Genomic DNA, 20,452 nt, shown 5'->3' on the forward strand with positions numbered 1-20,452 from the left:
ATTTACATGGCGCGGAACAGGTGCACGTATGCGCGGCTGACCGGCAATTCCCCCTCGACACCACGCAGGCGCACAAACATGCGGCTGCTTTCGTCGCGCCGCACGCCTTCCACGTGGTCCTGGTTGACCAGGGTGGAACGGTGGATTTGCATGAAACGCTCCGGGTCGAGCTGCGCCGACAATTCCGCGATCGGCGTGCGGATCAAATGTTCGCCGCCGCGCGTGCGCACCACCGTGTATTTTTCATCGGACTGGAAATACAACACCTCGGCCACCGGCACCTGGTGTGTCATTGTCCCCTGCGAGGCGCGGATATAGTGCAGGCGCGGACCAGCCGGGGCGGATTGTGTGGCGGGTGCGGGCTGCGCCGGCGATGGCGGCTGCGGCGGGGACCACTGCGGCGCTTGCAAGTGGCGCAGCTGCGCCTGCAGCAGCTTGTGCACGGTTTGCGCCAAGCGGCCGTCGTCCTCGGCCGGCGCCAGGGTGGCCTTGACTCTTTCCAGCGCCCGCGCCAGCCGTTCGCGCCGCAGGGGCTTCAACAGGTAATCGATGGCGGCTTCATCGAACGCCTGCACCGCGTATTCATCATAGGCCGTGACAAACACCACGCGCGTCGCGCCTTCGATGCCCTGCGCCACTTCCAGTCCATTCAGGCCCGGCATCTGGATATCGAGGAAAGCGATGTCCGGGCTCAGTTCCGCGATCGCGGCGGCCGCATCGGCGCCATTGGCGGCCATGTGCACGATGTGCAGTTCCGGCCACAGCGCCAGCAATTGTTCCCTGAGGTGATTGGCCAGATGCGGTTCATCGTCGGCGATCAGGGCGGTGATTGGTGCGGACATTAAACAGTCTCCTGTACAGTGGTTTCCGGGGATGGCGGCAAGACCAGCACCGCGCTGGCGCCGTTTTCCGCAATGGTGAGAGTCAGCGAACCGCGCGCGCCAAAGCGCGCCTGCAAGCGGCTGCGGATATTGGACAGCGCCATGCCGGCGCCGCGCCGGTGCGGCCGGTTCGCGGCGGCCTGTCCCAGGCCGTCGTCATCGACCCGCAACACCAGCCTGGTACCGTCGACCTGCGCCGATACCGTCACCGTACCGCCATCGACCTTGCCTTCGATGCCGTGGTGGATCGCGTTTTCAATCAGCGGTTGCAGCAGCAGGGTCGGCATGCGCACGGCGCGCACCGTGGCGTCGGCCTCGATACGGTACGACAACCGGCCGCCCATGCGGATGCGCATCAGTTCCAGGTAGCGCTCCGCCATGTCCAGCTCCGCCGCCAACCGGCTGTCGCCGCTGCGCATCTGGGTCAGGCCGGCGCGCAGGTAATCGGTGAACGCTTCGAGCATCTGGCGCGCCCGGGGCGGGTCGGCATCCATCAGGCTTTCCACGTTGGCCAGCGTGTTGAACAAAAAGTGGGGTTCGATCTGGCCTTGCAGCAGACGCAGCTGCGCCTCGGTCGCCAGGAACTGCAGTGCGCGCTGGCGCTGGTGCTGGCGCAGCCGGGCCAGCCACCAGCCCCATGCAATGACCGATGCCACCGCCAGCAGGATATAAAAGCGCGCCTGCGCCAGCGGATGGGAGATGAAATCGGCGGCGCGGAAGTGCCAGGCCGATGCCGTGAGATACAGGCCGCTGCTCGAGCCCACCGTTAAACCCGCCGCCAGGGCCAGGTTGCACATCACCATGGCGCGCCAGTCGGTGGGATTGGACATCCGGTCCAGCCAGCGCTCCGGCAGGAAACGCTCGATCAGCCAGGTCAGCACCAACGTGAACCAGGCAATCTGCACCGACACCACCATATTGAATCCGTACGAGGCGCGCCACCAGCCAGGATCCGATTCACGCCCTGTCAGCACGCCTGAAATGACCATCAGCAGCGTGCCGGCCCCCAGCGCGACCACCGTGGCGACCACGATGCGCGCCCACAGCGGTTCGTCGCGGTGTTTTTTCAGGATCCAGAGAGTGGCCCAGGCCCGGCTCAGGATGCCAAGTATGCCCGGCGCGCCCGATGTACCCGATGTGCCGGGGATGGCGGATGTGGTGAATTTGTCCATGCCCGCCAGTGTAGGGCAGGCTGGCGCGCAGCAACAGTCCGGGGTGACGAATCAACGGTGAGTGCGACGAATTGCCACTGATGTGGACGAATGGCTACATTTCCGGCGCGGCGCACACCGTGTTGATCATGAAAGCCTACATTTCGGGTGCGGCGCAAACAATGTCGATCATGAAAGCCTACATTTCGGGTGCGGCGCAAACAATGTCGATCATGCCGCACAGTTGCGGATAATGGTGCTGTTCCAGCATGGCCACCACCGATTGCACGATGTCCGGGTGGGTGGCGCGGCACGATTCCAGCAATTCCAGCGCGCGCGCCGTATACAGCAGGTGCAGCGCTTCCTTTACGCCCATCAGCACTTCATACGGCAATTGCGCCAGTTCGGCTTCCGTCAGCGGCTGCTGGCGCGCCGGCGAGGCCCGCTGGCGGCGCCGGAAGCGCACGCCCAGCTGGTGTTCCAGCACCTGGAACAGGGTGTCCTGTTCGATCGGCTTGCACAGGAATTCATCGGCGCCCGCATCGAGCGCCTGCTGGCGTTCTTCAGCGAACGCCGATGCCGTCATCATCACCACGCGCGGCTGCGCATGTTCCAGGTCGGAACGGATACAGCGCATCACCTGCAAGCCATCGAGCCCCGGCATGCGCCAGTCCATGATGACCAGCGCGGGCGGGCAGCGTTTCATGGCCGCCAGCGCGCTGGCGCCGTCGGCGGCGGTTTCCACCATGAAGCCCAGCGGCGACAGCAGGCTGTCGATCAGGTGGCGGCTGTCGGCATTGTCATCGACCACCAGGATGCGGCGGCCGCGCTCGGCCGGCTCCAGCGCTTCGACCACGCTGGCCAGCTCGCCGGGCGCCGCGCTGGCCGCTTCCACCTCGATCGTGAAGCGGAATTCCGCGCCATTGCCCAGTTCAGACTCCACTTCCAGTTTGCCGCCCATCATGCGCACGAATTCGCGCGAAATCGTCAGGCCCAGTCCCGTGCCTTCATTGGAGCCGGAACTGTCGGTCTGCACGAACGGTTCAAAAATGCGCTGCTGGTCTTCGCGCGCGATGCCCCGCCCCGTATCGCGCACGGCCAGGGTCAGCGCATAGTGCTTTTCCTGCAGCGGGATGGCGCGCGCCACCAGGGTCACGCTGCCCTGCTCGGCAAATTTGACCGCGTTCGACACCAGGTTCAGCAACACCTGCCGCAGGCGCGCGCCATCGATGCGGATCGCGCGCGGCAACCCGGCGCAGTCGAGCGTCATCGCCAGTCCGGCCTGGCGCGCGCGCGCGCCCAGCATATCCATCACTTCGCGCAGCAAGCCTTCCATATCCACCACCTGCGCCTGCAAGGTGATGCGGCCGGCCTCGATCTTCGACAGTTCCAGCAAATCGTTAATCAGGGTCAACAAATGCTGGCCGGAGCGGTTGATCACGGCGAGGTTGCGTTTTTCCTCTTCCGTCATGGTGTGCGAATCGGCCAGCAGGCGCGAAAAACCGATCACCGAATGCAGCGGCGTGCGCAATTCATGGCTCATGGTGGCCAGGAACACGCTTTTTGCGCGGTTGGCGGCCTTGGCTTCCGTCACCGCCACCGACAGCGCTTCGGTGCGCGCATCGACCAGCTCTTCCAGGTGATTGCGGTGGCGGCGCAATTCATGTTCCGCCATCTTGATTTCCGTGATGTCGTAATTGACGCCCACCATGCGCAGCAATTCGCCATCGTCGCCACGGAAGGGCCGGCCCGCCGCCTTGATGTAGCGGATCTGCCCATCGGGCCAGCGGATGCGGAATTCCGTGCGGTATTCCCGTTCGCCCCGGCGCACCGCGTCGATCAGGCGGTTGACGCGGTCCAGGTCTTCCGGCAACAGCCGGCTTTCCCACGCCATCTGGTTGTTTTCAAACGCGCCGGGCGGCACGCCGTACTGGCGGTGCATTTCCCGGTCCCACACCAGCCGCCCGGTGCGCGCATCCCAGTCCCAGATTCCGATGTTGGCGGCGTCGGTGGCGATCGCCAGCCGTTCTTCAGACGCCTGCATGGCGCTGTAGCGGCGGTCCAGCAAGTCGACCATTTCCAGGATGGATTCGTTCAGGGTCTGCAATTCGCCAAAGAACATGCGGTCGCGCGGCGCCGCGCCGCTGGCCTTGTCGCCGGCTTTCACGGCGGCGGCGTAGCGGCCCACTTCCTTCAGGGGTTTCAGCACCAGATACCACAGCAGCAGGTACAGGCCGGCCACCAGCGTGAGGTCCAGCGCCACGATGGCCGTGGTCAGTTCCACCCGGCGGTCGCGCAGGGTTTGCAGCACATATTGCGGCGTCACGTGCATCTTGACGGACCCCACGGCCCGGCCCGCCACTTCGATGGTGCGCACCGCCGTGCGCAAGGCCGGGATGTCGGGCGGCGTGGAAACCCGCTCGATGTCGCCCTGCGCATTGCGCACGAAGACGAATTGCATGCCATTGCTGAGCGTGACGGTGCAACCGTACAAATCGCGGTTGCTGAGGCTGGCGCGCACGATGGCGATGATCTGGCGGTCGTCGAAGTTCCAGGCCGGCAGCGCCACCGCCGCCGTCAACTGGTCGGCGCTGGCTTCCAGTTCGCGGTGCAGCGCGCGCCACCGCTCATTGCTTTCCGCGTTGTAGGAAAGCATCGCGAACACGGCCAGTAACACCGTGACCAACGCGGCCAGCGCCGTGCTGACGATGAAGACAATGGAAATGCGGCGGCGCGCCTGCCGCTGCAAGCGGTTCATGCCGGCCTCGGAGGACGCGCTTGCCGGATCAGCCGTCCCCGTGGAAAAAATGGCCATGCGCCCGACTCTCTTGACATAGATCAGGCATGCTAGCCGGAAACATTCAATTTGTAACCTGCACCTTGGTACAAGTGCATATTTCGTCACACGTTATTCGCCCCTGATGTTAATAATTCGACACACTTGCAGCGCATCGGGACGTGATGTGATGGCGGTCGCGCGCCAGGCCGCCGCCGCCCGCTGCGCAGCGGGCCGATGCCACAGTGCCGGCGTCAGCGCGCCCGGGCCGTATCGTGGGTCCGGCGTTCATCCTCGTCCGCTTCATCGTCGTCCGCGATCCCGCCATCCACTGGCAACGTTTCGATATGGTCAACGCCGATATCGGCGCCATCGCGCACCACGCTGTCGCGCCCTGCCGCGGCACGTTCGCCGGTGCCGCCCGCATCGGTATCGCTGTCGAGATCGGCGTCGCCAAGATCGGGCCCGGCGGTACCATGCGCCGTGCCCATTTCCGTGTCTTCGTTGGTGCCTTGCCTTAAGCCGGTATCGAGTTGCCGCGCCAGGCCGCTGCCGCCCTGGACGTCGCTGCCGGAATCGGAACTGTCACTGGGACCCAGCGCACCAGTGCCATGGCCGCGCCCGAGCTCGCGGTCCAGGGTGGCGGGGAAATTATCGGGGTCGAGGGTACTGTTGCCTGACATGATCATTCTCCTGTAAAGCCATACGACTTCCACCCCACTCTAACAAAGCCCCCCGATACAGGGCGCGACCGTGCCTGCCGGAATGGTATGCCATGTCCTACAATGAACTATGCCCAGTTTGCGGAGTCACGATCATGGCCGGTCCCCAGTTGCGCGCCATCGTTGCCGATATCACGACCTTGCCGGTGGATGCCATCGTCAATGCCGCCAATGTTTCGCTGCTGGGTGGCGGCGGCGTCGATGGCGCGATCCACCGCGCCGCCGGCCCGGAATTGCTGGAAGAGTGCCGCCAGCTCGATGGCTGCAATACCGGCCAGGCCAAGGCGACCGGGGGTTACCGCCTGCAGGCCGCCCACATCATCCATACCGTCGGTCCCGTCTGGCAAGGCGGCAGCTGCGGCGAAGCGGATTTGCTGGCGTCGTGCTACCGCACCTCACTGGCCTTGGCCGCCAGGCTGGGCGCGCGCTCGATCGCCTTCCCCTGCATCAGCACCGGCGTATACGGTTATCCGGTGGCCGATGCCGCCGTCATTGCCGTCGATGCGGTGCGTGCCGCGGCGCCGGCCAGCGGCATGGAGGAAATCATTTTCTGCTGCTTTTCCGAACGCGACCTGGCGCTGTATGAAACCCTGTTGAGCTGACGACTGGCGGCACGGCTGCGGGAAAACCACACATTCCTGATGGCAGGTCCCGGTGAAGGCATGAAAGCGGAGATACATTGCTGAATATTCAACTATGCGATATACAATCAAACCTTTCATAGTGGAGAGAAAGGAGAGCGCCCATGAGCAATTTCGAAGCCACCAACAAGCGCCTGAAAAACATCCACGCACGGCTGCCGGCCTTCCCTGAAGAGCTGATCCGCCTGATGCGCATGACTTATCACGTCCAAAAGCGCATGAAGGATTTGTCGAACGCGGCGCTGCGCAAGTATGACCTGGTGGACGCCAGCTACATGGTGCTGGCGGTGCTGTATGGCTCGGATAATGAAACGTCCACCGCGTCCAACCTGGGGGAAGCGTGCATGGAAAAACCCGCCAACCTGACCCGCGTGTGCAATGACCTGGAAAGCCAGGGCTTGATTACGCGCGGCAACCGTCCGGGCGATCGCCGCTGCGTGATGATCACGCTGACCGATGCCGGCCGCAAGCTGGTGGAACAAGTGATGCCTGAAGTGTGGTCGCGCACCACGCGGGCGTATGACGGCTATACCGCCGACGAACGCCGGATGCTGGAGCAGCTGTTCAAGCGGCAGCTCGACAACCTGGAACACGTGATCTAAAAAAACAAGCCCGCTGACAGCGGGCTTGGGGGACGTCAAATCATGGCTTCAGGTGCGTCAGCGCATAGCCGACATGTTCCCACCAGTGATCCCGTGTTTTCACGGTCTTCAGACAGGCATGGTCGATTTCCGTGGCGAACACGCGGTCCGCGCACTTGCGGTTGGCCAGCGCATTGCGCTGGTTTTCCGCGTTGACCAGCGCCAGCATCAGCCAGGCCGAAAACGTGATGGTCACCAGCAGCAAGCTCCACGCCACATGGTTGATGGTGCGGCGCCCCACCAGCCCGCGCTCGTCCGGCGCTGACTCGCGGTAAATTTCCATCACTTGCTTTTCGGAGTCACTGCTCATCGGGAACCTTATTTTTTGGCGGCCTTGGCCACCAGTGCATCCATCACCGCCAGTGCTTTTTGCATGGCCAGCTGTTCCGGCTCGCCAGGACGGCCGGCAATCGACGGCGACGTCACGTAGCGGCCATCCACCACGATGGTCGGCGCGCTCTCGACCTTGTAGGCGCCGATCACGGTGCCCGCCTGTTTCATTTTAGTCTGCACACCAAAGGAATTGAAGAATTCCATGTACTTGGCCTTGTCGACACCGTTTTTCGTGATGAAGTCGGTGAGCTGGTCATCGGTGCGCATGCGGTTGCGCTCGACGTGGATGGCGCGGAACAGCTTGTCATGCACCACGTCCACCTGGTTCATGGCTTCCAGGGTCAGGTAAGCATGCGCAAACGGGTCATTCGGACCGGACTGCGGGAAGTGCACGCGGCGGAACGCGATCTTGTCCCCCTGTTTTTTCACCCACTCATGCAGCAACGGATCCATCGCGTTGCAGTGCGGGCAGGTGTACATGAAGAATTCAACCACTTCGACTTTTTTGTCGGCCTTGGTCGGCACAGCCGGGGTCAGCAGCTTGTAGTCGACGCCTTCCTTGGGTTCGGCGGCAGAGGCGCCCGCTGCGGCAAACGACAGCGTGACGGCGGCGAGGATCAGGCGCAGAAAACGCATAACTTCCCTTCCATTCTATAGTCAGTGGTACCTGACACCTGCGGTATCAGGCGCCAGTCAAGTTGAATTACGCCGCGAGATTACCATTATTTGCCGCGGTGCTTGCGCCGAATCAGTAAAAATGCGTTACGGCGGCGGATTTTAAGGCCCAATTAAGGGCGCTGGCAACCTCACGGCGGGCCGGTGTTGGTTTATAGTTGCGACGGCAACTTTTTACATTTATCCATGACTCTATTTAACGTCCGCAAACTACTGCGTTCGGCCGCGATCACGGCCATGCTGTGCGGCGGCTTGGCGGCGCAAAGCGTGCTGCTGGCGCAGGCGGTGGTGTATCCGATCCCGCAGCCCTTCACCGACACCGGCATCCCGCTGGCCCCGGCCCATGCGCCGCCGATCCGCGAGGCCAGCGCCAGCGAGGCATGGGGCGGCCCGCGCAGCGGCAATGAAGCCACCTTGTCCGACCGCGTGGCCAGCTATGTGATCGAGGCCACCCTGGACCCGGTGCGCCATGTGGTCACCGGCAGTGAAGCCCTGACTTGGCGCAACCGCAGCAAGCGCGTGGTGCGCTCGGTGTATGTGCACCTGTACCTGAATGCGTTCGAGCACAAGGACACCACGTTTTACACAGAACAGCGGCGCAGCCAGTCGATGTTCGGCAGCGAGCCGATGGACGATGGCTGGGGCTACACCAAACTGAACCGGGTGCGCCAGGGCCAGCTTGATGTGTCCTGGTCGTTCGTGCAGCCCGATGACGGTCCGGCAAGCGACCGCACGGTGGTGAAACTGGACTTGCCGCACCCGGTCGAGCCGGGCGCCAGCACCACCCTGGACATCGGCTTCACCAGCCAGTTGCCGAAACTGGGCACGCGCAGCGGCTATACCGGCAGTTTCCATTTTGTCGCGCAGTGGTTCCCGAAAATCGGCGTACTGGAATTGCCGGGTGAACGGGGCGCGCGGGAAGAACGCTGGAATGCCCATGAATACCACGTGGACTCCGAGTTTTACGCGGACTTCGGCCTGTATGACGTCAAGCTGACCGTGCCGAAGGCGTACACGTTGGGCGCTACCGGCAAGCTGCAGGGCGCGCCGGTCGAGCGCAACGGCATGCTGACCCACCACTACGTGCAAGGCGACGTGCATGACTTCGCGTGGACCGCCGACCAGCGCTACGCCGCGCCACTGACGGGCACATGGCAGCCGCCGGCCGGCCTGCGCGGCGCCCGGCCGGTGGAGATCCGCGTGCTGTACACGCCGGAATACGCGGCCAGCGCGGCGCCGTCGCTGCAGGCGGCCAGGGATGCGCTGGGCTGGTATGCGGCGCTGCTGGCCCCCTATCCCTACGACACCCTGACCATCGTGATCCCGCCCCACAACGGCATCGGCGCGGCGGGCATGGAATATCCGACCCTGTATACGGCCGACAGCTTTACCCGCGTGCCCCCCGGATCGCGCCAGGCCTTCGACCTGGACGTGGTGAATATCCACGAATTCGCGCATAACTATTTCCAGGGCATCATCGCGTCCAATGAATTCGAAGAGCCGCTGCTCGACGAAGGCCTCAATGAATACACCAACATGCGCATGCAGGCCGAGCGCGGCCGCAAGGCCAGCCTGGCGCCGGCATGGCTGCGGCGGCTGGGCATCAATCCGGCCTTCGATCCGTTCGAAACGGAACGGGCCGATGCGGTGCTGGACCACCCGGCCGATGCCGGCGCGGCCAGCGCCTATGCCCGCCTGCAGGGCGTCGGCCAGGTGTATGTACGGGGCGCCCTGCTGTTCCGCGACCTCGAAGCCCAGCTCGGCAAGGCGGCGTTTACAGAGGGCTTGCGCGAATACTACCGCCGCTGGCGCTTCCGCCACCCCAGCGTGGCCGACTTGCGCGACGCGCTGGCCGATGGCAGCGGCCAGCGCGCGCTGGTCGAGCGCGTGTTTGAGCAGCAAGTCTATGGCGCGGGCCGGATCGACGACAGCGTGGCGGAATTCCAGTCCGAACTGGAGCCGGCGGCGGCCGGTGCGCGCCATGCGCCCATGTGGCGTACCGAAGTGCTGCTGCGCCGGCGCGGCGTGGCGGTGCCGCAGACATTGACGGTGCACTTCGCCGACGGCAGCGCGGAAACCATGCAATGGGACCCGCGGCATGGCGAGCAATGGCAGCGCTTCGTGTGGCTGCGCACGGCGCGCGGCCTGTCGGCGGAACTGGACCCGCAGCGCCAGCACCTGCTGGACGTGAACAAGCTCGACGACAGCCGCACCGCCACACCCGACAAGGCGGCCGCGCGCCGCTGGACCCTCGATGCCGCCGCCGCAGTCCAATTGCTCCTGACCCTGATTGCCTCGCTTTGACCCCATGACAACCTTGGTATTGCTGAAAACCCTGTGCCTGCAATCGGCACGCCGCGCGCTGCAATGGCGCTTGCCCGTGCTGTATGGCGTGGCGCTGCTGCTGCCGCTGGCGATCGTGGTGGCGCCCGCGTGGATGCTGCTGGACACGCAATTGTCGTATTCCGTGCAGGCCGCGACCCTGGCCCGGCAACTGGACCTGGCCTCCATCACGGACTTGCTGGCCGTGGGCCAGCACCACGCGCTGGCGGTGCAACTGGCGCTGCTGGCGGCGCTGGCGTGCACCGCGCTGCTGTCGCCACTGCTGGCCGGCGCCACCGTGACGGCCGCGCGCAGCCCTGCCCCGCTGGTCTTGCGCGCCTTGCTGGAAGGCGGCATGGCGGAATATCCGCGCATGTTGCGCATGCTGGTGTGGTCGGCCGTGCTGACGGGCGCCGCGCTATGGCTGGGCAGCTTCTTGAACGGCCTCGCCACGCCCCATGAAGCGCTGCTTCCCACCGATGGCCGGATCGCGGGTTACGCCGCCGATGCCGCCATGGGCTTGCTGGTGTGGAGCGCGCTGGTCACCGCCGACGCGGGCCGCGCCGTACTGGCCGCCGACCGCCGCCGCACGTCCGCCGTGCGCGCGTGGTGGGACGGCATCACGCTGCTGCGGCGGCAACCGGTGGCGGCGCTGGGCAGCTATGCGGTGCTGGGCCTGGTCGGGTTTGGCGTGGCGGGCTTGCTGGGACTGGGTCGCCTGCATTTCCCGGTCGGCAGCCTGGGCGGCGATATGGCGGCCTTGGTACTGACGCAAGCAATCGCCCTGCTGCTGGCCTGGTTCCGCGCGGCGCGCCTGTTTGCATTGGTCACGGTCGCGCGCGGGTGATGTCCCAATTATTGTCCCAAATTTGGAACAGTGCTTTCGATTTACCCGGATTGATTGAAGAATCGGGACAGCGTACAGTCAAAGTCCATTGAAAGGACTTGCCGATGTCAACCTTGCCCGTGTATTTCATCTCCCATGGCGGTGGCCCGTGGCCGTGGATGCTGGATCAATCCGGCGGACGGTATGATGCGCTGAAAGCGTCGCTGGAAGCCATTCCTGTCGAACTCGGCGCACAACCACGCGCCGTGCTGGTGATCACCGCCCACTGGGAAGCGGCGCATCCCCGCATCTCATCAAGCCCCACGCCCGGCATGATCTATGACTATGGCGGCTTTCCCGACTATACGTACCGCATCCGCTACGATGCCCCGGGGTCGCCCGCAGTGGCGTCGCGCGTGCAGGCGCTGCTCGGCGATGCGGGCATCGTGTCCCACCTCGATGCCGAACGCGGTTACGACCACGGCACGTTTTCCGCGCTGGCGCCGATGTATCCGGAAGCCGACGTCCCCATCGTGCAACTGTCGCTGCAACAAGGCCTCGATCCGGCCCGGCACCTGGCCATCGGCCGGGCATTGGCGCCGCTGCGCAATGAGGGGGTGCTGATCGTCGGCAGCGGGCTCAGCTATCACAACCTGCGCCTGTTTGGCGGTGCCGGCGCGCAAGCGTCGCATCAGTTCGACGCCTGGCTGCGCGACACCATGGCGGCCGCGCCACGCGAACGCAGCGCCCGGCTGCTGGCCTGGGAGCAAGCCCCGGCCGCACGGCAGGCGCATCCGCGCGAAGAGCATTTATTGCCGCTGATGGTCGCGCTGGGGGCGGCGGAACAGGATGCGGCGGCCGTGCACTATCACGAAGACGCCTTTATGGGGGCGCTGGCCGTGTCCAGTTTCAGGATCGGCTAGCGCGGCCAGATAGCCTCAGGTCCCGCGCTTGCCCTTCATGCGCTCGGCTTCTTTCTCGGCAGCCTTTTGCGCCGCCTTTTCCGCCTTGATGCGCTGTTCCTCGTTAAACACCGCCAGCGCGGCCGCGCGGGTTTCCGGGGTTTCCAGCGAAATGCGGCCCAAAATACCGCTGCGGTATTCGGTCAGGAAGGTATGCGCGGCTTTTTCATAATCCATGTCGCCGCCACGGGCGCGGAAGCCGCGCTTGGTGGCAATCCCTTCGATCACGCCGATGCCATCCATCTGGCCGATGTCCTTGAAGCCGTAGCGCGCCACCAGCAATTGCGGGTAGCGGCGCAACAGTTCACCGGCGAGGAATTCCGCCACTTCTTCTTCGATCAGCGCATTGGAACCGACCGCGTGGCTGGCCGCCAGCATCAGGCCGTCGCTTGGCATGGCAATCTTCGGCCACAGCATGCCGGGCGTATCGACCAGCACCGTGTTCTTGTCGAGGTACAGCTTTTGCTGCGCCTTGGTGACCGCCGGCTCATCGCCGACCTTGGCCACGCGCTTTTTCAGCAGCGCATTCATCAGGGTGGACTTGCCCACGTTGGGGATGCCCATGATCATGATGCGCAGCGGCTTGGTGGGCACGCCACGGTGTGGCGCCAGCGGTTTCGCCAGTTCCAGCACGCGCGTCACGTCACCCGGCTTCTTGGTGGTCATGGCAAACGCCGTGACGCCTTCCTGGCGGCTGAAATACTCGACCCACGCGCTGGTGGCGACCGGATCGGCCAGGTCCACCTTGTTCAACAATTTCAGGCAAGGACGCTGGCGGAACTTGCGCAACTCGTCCACCATCGGATTGCAGCTTGCTTCCGGCAGGCGCGCGTCCACCACCTCGATCACGAGGTCGGTATTCTCCATCTGCTCGGCCGCCTTCTTTTTGGCGGCGTTCATGTGTCCGGGGAACCACTGTATTGACATGCTCTGGCCTTCTGCTTCGTGCGCGAAATCCTCTATTTTACCGCGAAGCAGCTTTCAGGTACCGGTTTGCATGGAGGTCGGCTATCATGTGGCACCGCAATTTTTCTATTTTATAAACACTTTTTATCTGGAGTAGCGAGAGATGCACAAATCTTCTCCATCCACGCCTGGGGAAATTACCCTGCGCGGTGTCATTCTGGGGATACTGATTACCCTCGTATTCACAGCGGCACAGGTGTACCTCGGCCTGAAAGTCGGCCTGACCTTTGCCACCTCGATTCCGGCGGCGGTGATTTCGATGGCGCTGCTGAGCGCTTTCAAGACCGCCACCATCCAGGAAAACAATATCGTCCAAACCATCGCCTCGGCGGCCGGCACCCTGGCGTCGGTGATCTTCGTGCTGCCCGGTTTGCTGATGATCGGCTGGTGGGCCAACGTGCCGTTCTGGCCCACCTTTGGCGCGTGCGCCATCGGCGGCGTGCTGGGCGTGATGTACACAGTGCCGCTGCGGCGCGCGCTGGTGTCGCAGTCGGACTTGCCCTATCCGGAAGGCGTGGCGGCGGCGGAAGTGCTGAAAGTCGGCACCCAGTCGCGCAGCGGCGCGGCCGAAGGCAAGGCCGGCCTGTGGGCCGTGATCTGGGGCAGCGTGGCATCCGCGCTGTACGCCGCCGGCGCCGCGGTGAAACTGATGGCCGGTGAAATGGCGATTTACTTCCGCACCGGCAATGGTGCGACCGGGATTGGCGCCTCCAGTTCGCTGGCGCTGATCGGCGCCGGCCACCTGATGGGCATCACGGTCGGCATCGCCATGCTGGCCGGTCTCGTCATCGCCTGGGGCGTGCTGGTGCCGATCCTGACGGCGGCCCTGCCCGCGTCGGACATGCCGGCGGCCGACCTGGCGCTGGGTGTCTGGAAAAACGACGTGCGCATGATGGGCGCGGGCTGCATCGGCGCGGCCGCGATCGTGACCCTGGCGGGCCTGGCCAAGCCGGTCATCGGCGGCCTGAAGTCCGCGATGGAATCGTCGCGCAAAGCCAAGGAAAACGGGGGCGACTTGCCCCGCACCGAGCAAGACTTGCCGATCTTCTTCGTCGGCCTGACCACGCTGATCGCGCTGGTGCCGGCCGGCTGGCTGCTGGCCTCGTTCCTGCAGGGCGGCGTGCTGGCGTCCGTGGCGCCGGCGCTGATTGCGGTTGGCGTGGCCTACATCCTGATCGCCGGCATGTTTGCCGCCGCCGTGTGCGGTTACATGGCGGGCTTGATCGGTTCGTCGAATTCGCCGGTATCCGGCATTGCGATCTTGACGGTGCTGGGCGCGGCCCTGTCGGTGGGCGCCGTGGGCCGCCACATCATGGGTCCGGAAACCGGCCAGGCGCTGATCGCCTTTGCGCTGTTCGTCACCACCGTGGTGCTGGCCGTGGCCGTGATCGGTAACGACAACTTGCAGGATTTGAAGACCGGCCAGCTGGTCGATGCGACGCCGTGGAAACAGCAGGTCGCGCTGTTGATCGGTGTCGTCGCTGGTTCCTGCGTGGTGCCGCCGGTGCTGGAATTGCTGAACCGCGCCAACGGCTTTGCCGGCGCGCCCAACCTTCAGGCGATTTCCAACGAACCGCTGGCCGCACCGCAAGCGACCCTGATTTCCACCCTGGCCAAGGGCGTCATTGGCGGCAACCTGCCATGGCACCTGATCGGCTGGGGCGCGGTCATGGGCCTGGCGCTGGTGGTGGTGAACTTCCTGCTGAAGAAATTCAGCAACGACAAATACAGCTTGCCGCCGCTCGGTGTCGGCCTGGCGATTTATTTGCCGAGCGCCGTGACCGCGCCGGTGGTGGTGGGCGCCGTGGCGGGCTGGCTGTTCGAGCGCGCCGTGCACCACCACAGCTGGGGCGAGATCGCCAAGCGCCTTGGCGTGCTGATCATGTCCGGCTTCATCGTCGGCGAGAGCCTGTTCAACGTGGCGCTGGCCGGCCTGATCGTGCTGTCCGGCCAGGGCGAACCGCTGGCCATTGCCAACAGCCTGGGTGAAGGCACCACCATGCTGATCGCGCTGGTGACCGGCCTGGGACTGGTGGTGGGCCTGTATAAGTGGTCCGGCAACAACGCTCGCCGCGTCGAAGCCTAATCCAAGTGTAGGCGTGCAGGCAGGCAATGATAATGTGTCTTCATTACCTGGCCTGCCTCACTTTCCCTGATGAAACTACTGACCCTGCAGCAATCCCGCCGGCTTTTTGCCAGCCTGACCGCCGCCGTGATCGTGGGTTTCATTGTCGTATCCGGCTTTGTTTTGCACACTTTGCAACAAAGCCGGGCGCGCTATTACGCCAATGCGGAAGAACAGTCGCGCAACCTGGCTATCGCGCTGGAAAACTTCCTGCGCGCACACTTCCATGAAGTGGATTTGACGGTGCGCCGCGCCGCCGACGAATTCCGCACCCTGCACGCGCAACACCGTTTCGATCCCGCCGCCTTTAGCGCCTTTGTGCGGACCTTGAAGGAACGGGTCCCCCATGCGCGCGCCATCCGTGGTTCCGATGCCGGGGGCCAGGTGATTTATGGCGAAGATATCGACCCGGCCAAGATCCAGAACCTGGGTATCCGCGAATTTTTCATGCGCGCCAAGGTCGAACGGGACCTGGTGTTCGGCGCCCCCGTCAAATCCCGCATCAGCGGCGATATGGTGCTGCCGCTGGTGTATGCGCTGACCTATCCCGATGGCGGCTTTGGCGGCACCGTGTATGTCAACATGACCACGTCCACGATTTCAGACGTGGTCGCGGCCATGAATGTCGGCCGCCACGGCGCCATTTCCCTGCTCGACCGCCAGCACCGCGTGCTGCACCGCTTCCCCGAAGTGGCCGACCTGCCGATCGGCACCCCCATCCCCATGTCCCCGGCCACCACCACGGTGCTCGATTCCGGCGCGCCGCGCGCCACGTATGCGGTGAAATCCATGCGCGACGGCCTGCAGCGCGTGGTCAGCCTGGAACGGGTGGGCCAGTATCCCGTGTACGTGGTGGTGGCGCTGTCCAGCGATGACTTCCTCGAGCCGTGGAAAACCGAAGCCCTCAGCGCGGCCCTGTTCCTGTCCGCGTTGTTCGCGCTGTCGGCCGTGTTGCTGCTGGGGGCGCGCCAGTCGCTCAGGCGCCAGTACCGCATGGTCGAGCAATTGGTGGAAGCGAAAGACCAGGCGCTGGCGGCCGGCCGCGCCAAGTCCGACTTCGTGGCCAACATGAGCCATGAAATCCGTACTCCGATGAATGCAGTGTTGGGTATGCTGCAATTGATGCAGCACACCGCGCTCGACGCCCGCCAGCGCGATTACACGGAAAAGGCGGAAGCGGCGGCCCGCACCCTGCTGGGCCTGCTCAACGATATCCTGGACTTTTCCAAGGTCGAAGCCGGCAAGCTGGAACTGGAACACGCGCCCTTCTGCATGGACCGGCTGCTGCGCGAATTGTCCGTGATCCTGTCGGCCTATACCGGAAACAAGCCGGTGGAAATCGTGTTTGACGTGGATCCGCAATTACCGCACTGGCTGCGGGGCGATCCGCTGCGGCTGCAGCAAGTGCTGCTGAACCTGTGCGGCAATGCCATTAAATTCACGGCCGAAGGCGAAGTCGCGCTGACGGTGCGCGTGGAGCACGGCGAGCCCGGTGAACAGGGTACGCGCGTCGCATTTACCGTGCGGGATACGGGGATCGGCATCTCGGCCGAACAATGCGGCCGTATTTTCGATGGTTTCAGCCAGGCGGAAACCTCCACCGCGCGGCGCTTTGGCGGCTCCGGACTGGGCCTGGCGATTTCGCAGCGGCTGGTCCGCCTGATGGGCGGTGAACTCAGCGTGGCCAGCACGCCGGGCGCGGGCAGCCGGTTTTCCTTCACGGTGGCGTTCGGCCACGCGCCAACGCCCGCCACGGCGCCGCCGCAGGCCGCTGATTTGCGCGGCCTGGAATGCCTGGTGATCGATGACCACGACGGTGCGCGCCAAGCGCTGGCGGGAATGGCGGCCTCCTTCGGCTGGCATGCCGACACCGCCGACAACGGACTCGATGCGCTGAAACGCGTGATGGAACGCAGCGCCGCCAAACCGTATGACGTGCTGCTGGTGGACTGGCGCATGCCCATGCTGGACGGCTGGGACACCAGCGTGCAGTTGCGCGAATTGCTGCCCGCTGAACACACACCCCTGATCCTGATGGTCACGGCGCATGACCGCGAACCGCTGGCGCTGCGCCAGGCGCAGCATGAAGACCAGCAGCGCGCGGTGCTGGACGGTGTCCTGATCAAACCGGTGACGGCATCGATGCTGTTTGACGCCGTTGCCGATGCGCTGGCGCTGCGCGGCAATGCCACGCTGCCGGAGCAGGCGCAGCAGCCCGCCTCGCTGCTGCGCTTGCACGGCTTGCGGCTGCTGCTGGTGGAAGACAACCCCACCAACCAGCAAGTGGCGTGCGAACTGCTGGGCTATGAAGGCGCGCAGGTGGACGTGGCCGGCAGCGGCCGGGATGCGGTCGACCAGGTCCTGGCCCCGACGGCATTGCCGCATGCGATCCTGATGGACATCCAGATGCCGGACATGGATGGCTACGCGGCGACCCGCATGATCCTCGATGGCCTGCGCGAACAACACCGCACGCCACCACCCATCATTGCCATGACCGCCAACGCCATGCAATCGGACCGCGAGACCGCGCTGGCTGCGGGCATGGCGGACCATGTGGGCAAGCCGTTTGATTTATCGGCGCTGGTGCAGGTAATCCTGCGGCATGCGGCAAGTGGCGCAGTGGCGCCCGCAGGCCATGCGGCCGGCCTGCCGGCCCATGACGCTGTGCCTCCGAGTGCGACGGTATCTGCCCCGCCTGAAAACGGCACGCATCGCACGACCGGCACGAATGGCGCAGCCGCCAACGACACCGCCGTGCGGCTCAACAGCGAAGGCGCGCTGCGCCAGCTGGGCGGGCTGCTGCCGGTCTACCAGATCGCGCTGCGCCGCTTCGGCGAAGAAGCGCAATCGCTGCAGCAGCAATTGCGCACCGCACTCGAAGCCGGCGATGCGCAGGCGGCCCGCGCGCCGCTGCACGTGCTGAAAGGGTTGGCCGGGACCGTCGGCGCGGAGCGGCTGGCGCTGCTGGCCGGCGATGCGGAACTAGCCATGCGCGAAACCGCCGGCCAGGGACCCGGCATTGGCGACTGTGCGCGCGAACAGGCCGACACCGTGCTGGCCGCGCTGCCTTCCGCTGTCAGCGCGGTGGCGGCGCTGCTGGCGCAGTATCCGCCTGCGGCCGCGCATAACTGACTGTCAACATTTCCCACTGATGCCCTTCCGGCACGTTCCAGTACACCATGCGGCCACCGAGCATGGTGTTGACCTGGCGGTCGACTGGGCCATGGACATTGCTGCGGTAGGCAATGTCGGCGGCTTTCAGGCGCGCCAGGATCGCATCGAACTCCGCATCGCTGACGCGGAAACAAAAGTGGTGCACCGGGTACAGTTCCCCGGTCTGCTGGAAGTCCAGGGTCAGGCCGTCATTGATGAACACCGGAGAAAACGGCCCGAGTGCTGTCGGCGCCCACGGCACGCCCAGCAATTCCGCCAGTTGCCTGGCCGCCCCCACCTGGTCGCGGCAGGGAACGATGAAGTGGTCCAACTGGATTGCCATATGCATGTTCCCTGCGCGGCGCGCATGCCGCTTAAAGTTCCGCCAGCGCCTTCACATGGGCCGCCACACTGCGTCCCAACGCCGACAAGTTGTAGCCGCCTTCCAGGCAACTGACGATACGGCCCTGCCCATACTGTTTCGCCACCGCCATCACCTGCTCCGTCATCCACGCATAATCGGCTTCCACCAGGCTCATGCCACCCAGGTCGTCTTCACGGTGGGCATCGAAACCGGCCGAGATGAAAATCATGTCGGGCTTGAACGCGTGCAGCGCGGGCAACCATCGATCGGTCACCAGCTGGCGCACCACGTCGCCCCCCGAGCGCGCCGGCACCGGCACATTGACGCGGTTCGGCGAGTCCGGGCGCGGCGGCGTGTAGGGGTAAAACGGGTGCTGGTAAAAGCTCACCATCAGCGCGCGGGGCTCGTCCAACAGCGCTTCCTCTGTGCCATTGCCGTGGTGGACATCGAAATCGACGATCGCCACGCGCGCCAGTCCGCGTACATCGAGCGCGTGGCGGGCCGCGATCGCCACATTATTGAACAGGCAAAAGCCCATGGGTTCGGACGGACGCGCATGGTGGCCGGGCGGCCGGACCGAGCAAAACGCGTTGGCGATCTCCCCATCGATGACGGCGTCGGTCGCGGCCACCGCCGCGCCGGCCGCGCGCAGCGCCGCACGCCAGCTGTGGGCATTGAGCGACGTGTCGCCATCGATCGGGTAATGCTCACCCACCGGGGGAATATTGTCGCGCACGATGGCGATCGCGCTGGCGCTATGGTTGCGGGCGATGTCCGACACCTCCGCCAGCGGGGCCTGGCGCTGCTCGACCAGGCCGTCCAGGCGCGAATTGATCAGCTGGTCCTGGATCGCTTGCAGGCGCGCTGGCGACTCGGGATGCCATGCGCCCATTTCATGGAGCAGGCATTCCGGATGGCTATAAATTGCTGTAGTCATGTATAGTAAATATTGTTGATGCACGTCTCCTTACTGGATAATAAACCCATGTACACAAAACTGCATGCAGTTGCACGCCAGGTTTGCGAGATTATCGTCGGCAAGGATCTGCAGGTCAGGCAGGCGCTGACCTGCCTGCTCGCTGGCGGCCACCTGCTGGTGGAAGACGTTCCCGGCGTGGGCAAAACCACCTTGGCCCACGCGCTATCGATTTCACTGGGCCTGCATTTCAACCGGGTCCAGTTCACCAGCGATTTGCTGCCGGCCGACGTCTCCGGCATCTCCATCTACGAGCGGGAAAAAAACGGTTTCGTGTTCCACCCCGGCCCGATTTTCACGCAAGTGCTGCTGGCCGATGAAATCAACCGGGCCACGCCGAAAACCCAGTCCGGCCTGCTCGAAGCCATGGAAGAACGGCAGGTGACGGCCGACGGCGTCACGCGGGCGCTGCCGGAACCGTTCTTTGTCATCGCCACGCAAAACCCGACCCACCAGGTCGGCACCTTCCCGCTGCCGGAATCGCAGCTGGACCGCTTCCTGATGTGCCTGTCCCTGGGTTACCCGGACCCGGCGGCCGAGCGCGCCCTGTTGCTGGGCGATGACCGGCGCAGCTTGCTGAAGTCCTTGCCGGCCGCGATGACGCCGGCCGAACTGGCGGCGGCGCAGCGCAGCCTGCGCGAAATCCACGTCTCGGCCGCGCTGGCCACCTATGTGCAGGCGCTGGCGCAGGCATCGCGCCAGAGCGGCGCGTTCGCCGAAGGCTTGAGCCCGCGCGCGGCGCTGGCGCTGCTGCAGGCGGCGCGCGCCTGGGCCGCGCTGGAAGGGCGCGACCATGTGATGCCGGAAGATGTGCAGGCGGTGCTGGTGCCGGTCTGCGCGCACCGCCTGCGGCCTTTGAAGGCGGCGCACGGCGTGGCGCTGGCCAGCCGCGACCTGGTGCTCCAGTTGCAGAAATCCGTGCCGGTGTAAGCCGA

General features: G+C 64.9%; 17 protein-coding genes. 8 read left to right on the top strand and 9 right to left on the bottom strand.

The features are described 5' to 3' along the window. Positions 1 to 2: 2 nt before the first annotated feature. From AC1RRC_RS08400 to AC1RRC_RS08415, 4 genes are all read right to left on the bottom strand, one after another. A complete protein-coding gene (locus AC1RRC_RS08400; RefSeq protein ID WP_493054832.1) occupies positions 3 to 842 on the bottom strand; it encodes a LytR/AlgR family response regulator transcription factor in 840 nt (279 codons plus the stop codon). Continuing rightward, the gene (locus AC1RRC_RS08405; protein ID WP_493054833.1) at positions 842 to 2,053 is read right to left on the bottom strand and encodes a sensor histidine kinase; all 1,212 of its coding nucleotides are present in this window, start codon (positions 2,051 to 2,053) and stop codon (positions 842 to 844) included. The genes AC1RRC_RS08400 and AC1RRC_RS08405 overlap by 1 nt, the downstream gene beginning before the upstream one ends. A gap of 178 nt (positions 2,054 to 2,231) precedes the next feature. Next, positions 2,232 to 4,847: an ATP-binding protein gene (locus AC1RRC_RS08410; RefSeq protein WP_493054834.1), complete on the bottom strand. Its 2,616-nt coding sequence runs from the start codon at positions 4,845 to 4,847 to the stop codon at positions 2,232 to 2,234. 215 nt (positions 4,848 to 5,062) lie between these two features. Further along, positions 5,063 to 5,491: a hypothetical protein gene (locus tag AC1RRC_RS08415; RefSeq protein ID WP_493054835.1), complete on the bottom strand. Its 429-nt coding sequence runs from the start codon at positions 5,489 to 5,491 to the stop codon at positions 5,063 to 5,065. A gap of 134 nt (positions 5,492 to 5,625) precedes the next feature. Here AC1RRC_RS08415 and AC1RRC_RS08420 point away from each other — a divergent pair, with 134 nt between their 5' ends. Together AC1RRC_RS08420 and AC1RRC_RS08425 are read left to right on the top strand one after the other, a co-directional pair. Continuing rightward, the gene (locus tag AC1RRC_RS08420) at positions 5,626 to 6,132 is read left to right on the top strand and encodes an O-acetyl-ADP-ribose deacetylase (RefSeq protein ID WP_493054836.1); all 507 of its coding nucleotides are present in this window, start codon (positions 5,626 to 5,628) and stop codon (positions 6,130 to 6,132) included. A 143-nt stretch (positions 6,133 to 6,275) separates the two neighbouring features. Next, the gene (locus AC1RRC_RS08425) at positions 6,276 to 6,773 is read left to right on the top strand and encodes a MarR family winged helix-turn-helix transcriptional regulator (RefSeq protein WP_493054837.1); all 498 of its coding nucleotides are present in this window, start codon (positions 6,276 to 6,278) and stop codon (positions 6,771 to 6,773) included. A gap of 40 nt (positions 6,774 to 6,813) precedes the next feature. On the opposite strand, the gene AC1RRC_RS08430 is transcribed toward AC1RRC_RS08425, so the two are convergent. Together AC1RRC_RS08430 and AC1RRC_RS08435 are read right to left on the bottom strand one after the other, a co-directional pair. Then, positions 6,814 to 7,122, bottom strand: a complete 309-nt coding sequence (locus AC1RRC_RS08430) for a hypothetical protein (RefSeq protein ID WP_493054838.1) — start codon at positions 7,120 to 7,122, stop codon at positions 6,814 to 6,816. Positions 7,123 to 7,130: 8 nt separating this feature from the next. Continuing rightward, complete coding sequence (locus tag AC1RRC_RS08435; RefSeq protein ID WP_493054839.1) at positions 7,131 to 7,781, bottom strand: thiol:disulfide interchange protein DsbA/DsbL; 651 nt, start codon at positions 7,779 to 7,781, stop codon at positions 7,131 to 7,133. A gap of 225 nt (positions 7,782 to 8,006) precedes the next feature. On the opposite strand from AC1RRC_RS08435, the gene AC1RRC_RS08440 reads away from it, so the two are divergent. From AC1RRC_RS08440 to AC1RRC_RS08450, 3 genes are all read left to right on the top strand, one after another. Next, positions 8,007 to 10,124 (top strand): M1 family metallopeptidase, encoded by a 2,118-nt coding sequence (locus AC1RRC_RS08440; protein WP_493054840.1) that lies wholly within the window; start codon positions 8,007 to 8,009, stop codon positions 10,122 to 10,124. Between the two features lie 4 nt (positions 10,125 to 10,128). Continuing rightward, on the top strand, positions 10,129 to 10,989 hold the full coding sequence (locus AC1RRC_RS08445; RefSeq protein WP_493054841.1) for a hypothetical protein: 861 nt from the start codon (positions 10,129 to 10,131) through the stop codon (positions 10,987 to 10,989). A 104-nt stretch (positions 10,990 to 11,093) separates the two neighbouring features. Continuing rightward, entirely contained in the window at positions 11,094 to 11,891 is a 798-nt protein-coding gene (locus AC1RRC_RS08450; protein ID WP_493054842.1) for a DODA-type extradiol aromatic ring-opening family dioxygenase, read from the top strand. Between the two features lie 15 nt (positions 11,892 to 11,906). Here the strand turns inward: AC1RRC_RS08450 and ylqF are convergent, their stop codons facing one another. Beyond that, entirely contained in the window at positions 11,907 to 12,830 is a 924-nt protein-coding gene (gene ylqF, locus AC1RRC_RS08455; protein ID WP_493054843.1) for a ribosome biogenesis GTPase YlqF, read from the bottom strand. 169 nt (positions 12,831 to 12,999) lie between these two features. On the opposite strand from ylqF, the gene AC1RRC_RS08460 reads away from it, so the two are divergent. After that, a complete protein-coding gene (locus tag AC1RRC_RS08460; protein ID WP_493054844.1) occupies positions 13,000 to 14,982 on the top strand; it encodes an OPT family oligopeptide transporter in 1,983 nt (660 codons plus the stop codon). Positions 14,983 to 15,051: 69 nt separating this feature from the next. Then, on the top strand, positions 15,052 to 18,156 hold the full coding sequence (locus AC1RRC_RS08465; RefSeq protein ID WP_493054845.1) for a hybrid sensor histidine kinase/response regulator: 3,105 nt from the start codon (positions 15,052 to 15,054) through the stop codon (positions 18,154 to 18,156). Here the strand turns inward: AC1RRC_RS08465 and AC1RRC_RS08470 are convergent. Both AC1RRC_RS08470 and AC1RRC_RS08475 read right to left on the bottom strand, forming a co-directional pair. Further along, positions 18,101 to 18,520: a VOC family protein gene (locus AC1RRC_RS08470; RefSeq protein WP_493054846.1), complete on the bottom strand. Its 420-nt coding sequence runs from the start codon at positions 18,518 to 18,520 to the stop codon at positions 18,101 to 18,103. The two genes, AC1RRC_RS08465 and AC1RRC_RS08470, sit on opposite strands and share 56 nt — an antisense overlap. 31 nt (positions 18,521 to 18,551) lie before the next feature. Further along, entirely contained in the window at positions 18,552 to 19,478 is a 927-nt protein-coding gene (locus AC1RRC_RS08475) for a histone deacetylase family protein (protein WP_493054847.1), read from the bottom strand. A gap of 48 nt (positions 19,479 to 19,526) precedes the next feature. Between AC1RRC_RS08475 and AC1RRC_RS08480 the strand changes: the two genes are divergently transcribed. Next, positions 19,527 to 20,447: an AAA family ATPase gene (locus tag AC1RRC_RS08480; protein ID WP_493054848.1), complete on the top strand. Its 921-nt coding sequence runs from the start codon at positions 19,527 to 19,529 to the stop codon at positions 20,445 to 20,447. The last annotated feature ends 5 nt before the right edge of the window (positions 20,448 to 20,452 follow it).

It is taken from the genome of Pseudoduganella sp. GW821-FHT12E03 (assembly GCF_058807115.1).

What these genes read in the sequence shown, in the direction of transcription:
- AC1RRC_RS08420 (WP_493054836.1), top strand. Translation starts at nt 5,626, where the DNA reads ATGGCCGGTCCCCAGTTGCGCGCCATCGTTGCCGATATCACGACCTTG.
- AC1RRC_RS08425 (WP_493054837.1), top strand. Translation starts at nt 6,276, where the DNA reads ATGAGCAATTTCGAAGCCACCAACAAGCGCCTGAAAAACATCCACGCA.
- AC1RRC_RS08400 (WP_493054832.1), bottom strand. Translation starts at nt 842, where the DNA reads ATGTCCGCACCAATCACCGCCCTGATCGCCGACGATGAACCGCATCTG.
- AC1RRC_RS08430 (WP_493054838.1), bottom strand. Translation starts at nt 7,122, where the DNA reads ATGAGCAGTGACTCCGAAAAGCAAGTGATGGAAATTTACCGCGAGTCA.
- AC1RRC_RS08470 (WP_493054846.1), bottom strand. Translation starts at nt 18,520, where the DNA reads ATGGCAATCCAGTTGGACCACTTCATCGTTCCCTGCCGCGACCAGGTG.
- AC1RRC_RS08445 (WP_493054841.1), top strand. Translation starts at nt 10,129, where the DNA reads ATGACAACCTTGGTATTGCTGAAAACCCTGTGCCTGCAATCGGCACGC.
- AC1RRC_RS08405 (WP_493054833.1), bottom strand. Translation starts at nt 2,053, where the DNA reads ATGGACAAATTCACCACATCCGCCATCCCCGGCACATCGGGTACATCG.
- AC1RRC_RS08465 (WP_493054845.1), top strand. Translation starts at nt 15,052, where the DNA reads ATGAAACTACTGACCCTGCAGCAATCCCGCCGGCTTTTTGCCAGCCTG.
- AC1RRC_RS08450 (WP_493054842.1), top strand. Translation starts at nt 11,094, where the DNA reads ATGTCAACCTTGCCCGTGTATTTCATCTCCCATGGCGGTGGCCCGTGG.
- ylqF (WP_493054843.1), bottom strand. Translation starts at nt 12,830, where the DNA reads ATGAACGCCGCCAAAAAGAAGGCGGCCGAGCAGATGGAGAATACCGAC.
- AC1RRC_RS08440 (WP_493054840.1), top strand. Translation starts at nt 8,007, where the DNA reads ATGACTCTATTTAACGTCCGCAAACTACTGCGTTCGGCCGCGATCACG.
- AC1RRC_RS08480 (WP_493054848.1), top strand. Translation starts at nt 19,527, where the DNA reads ATGTACACAAAACTGCATGCAGTTGCACGCCAGGTTTGCGAGATTATC.
- AC1RRC_RS08435 (WP_493054839.1), bottom strand. Translation starts at nt 7,781, where the DNA reads ATGCGTTTTCTGCGCCTGATCCTCGCCGCCGTCACGCTGTCGTTTGCC.
- AC1RRC_RS08475 (WP_493054847.1), bottom strand. Translation starts at nt 19,478, where the DNA reads ATGACTACAGCAATTTATAGCCATCCGGAATGCCTGCTCCATGAAATG.
- AC1RRC_RS08415 (WP_493054835.1), bottom strand. Translation starts at nt 5,491, where the DNA reads ATGTCAGGCAACAGTACCCTCGACCCCGATAATTTCCCCGCCACCCTG.
- AC1RRC_RS08460 (WP_493054844.1), top strand. Translation starts at nt 13,000, where the DNA reads ATGCACAAATCTTCTCCATCCACGCCTGGGGAAATTACCCTGCGCGGT.
- AC1RRC_RS08410 (WP_493054834.1), bottom strand. Translation starts at nt 4,847, where the DNA reads ATGGCCATTTTTTCCACGGGGACGGCTGATCCGGCAAGCGCGTCCTCC.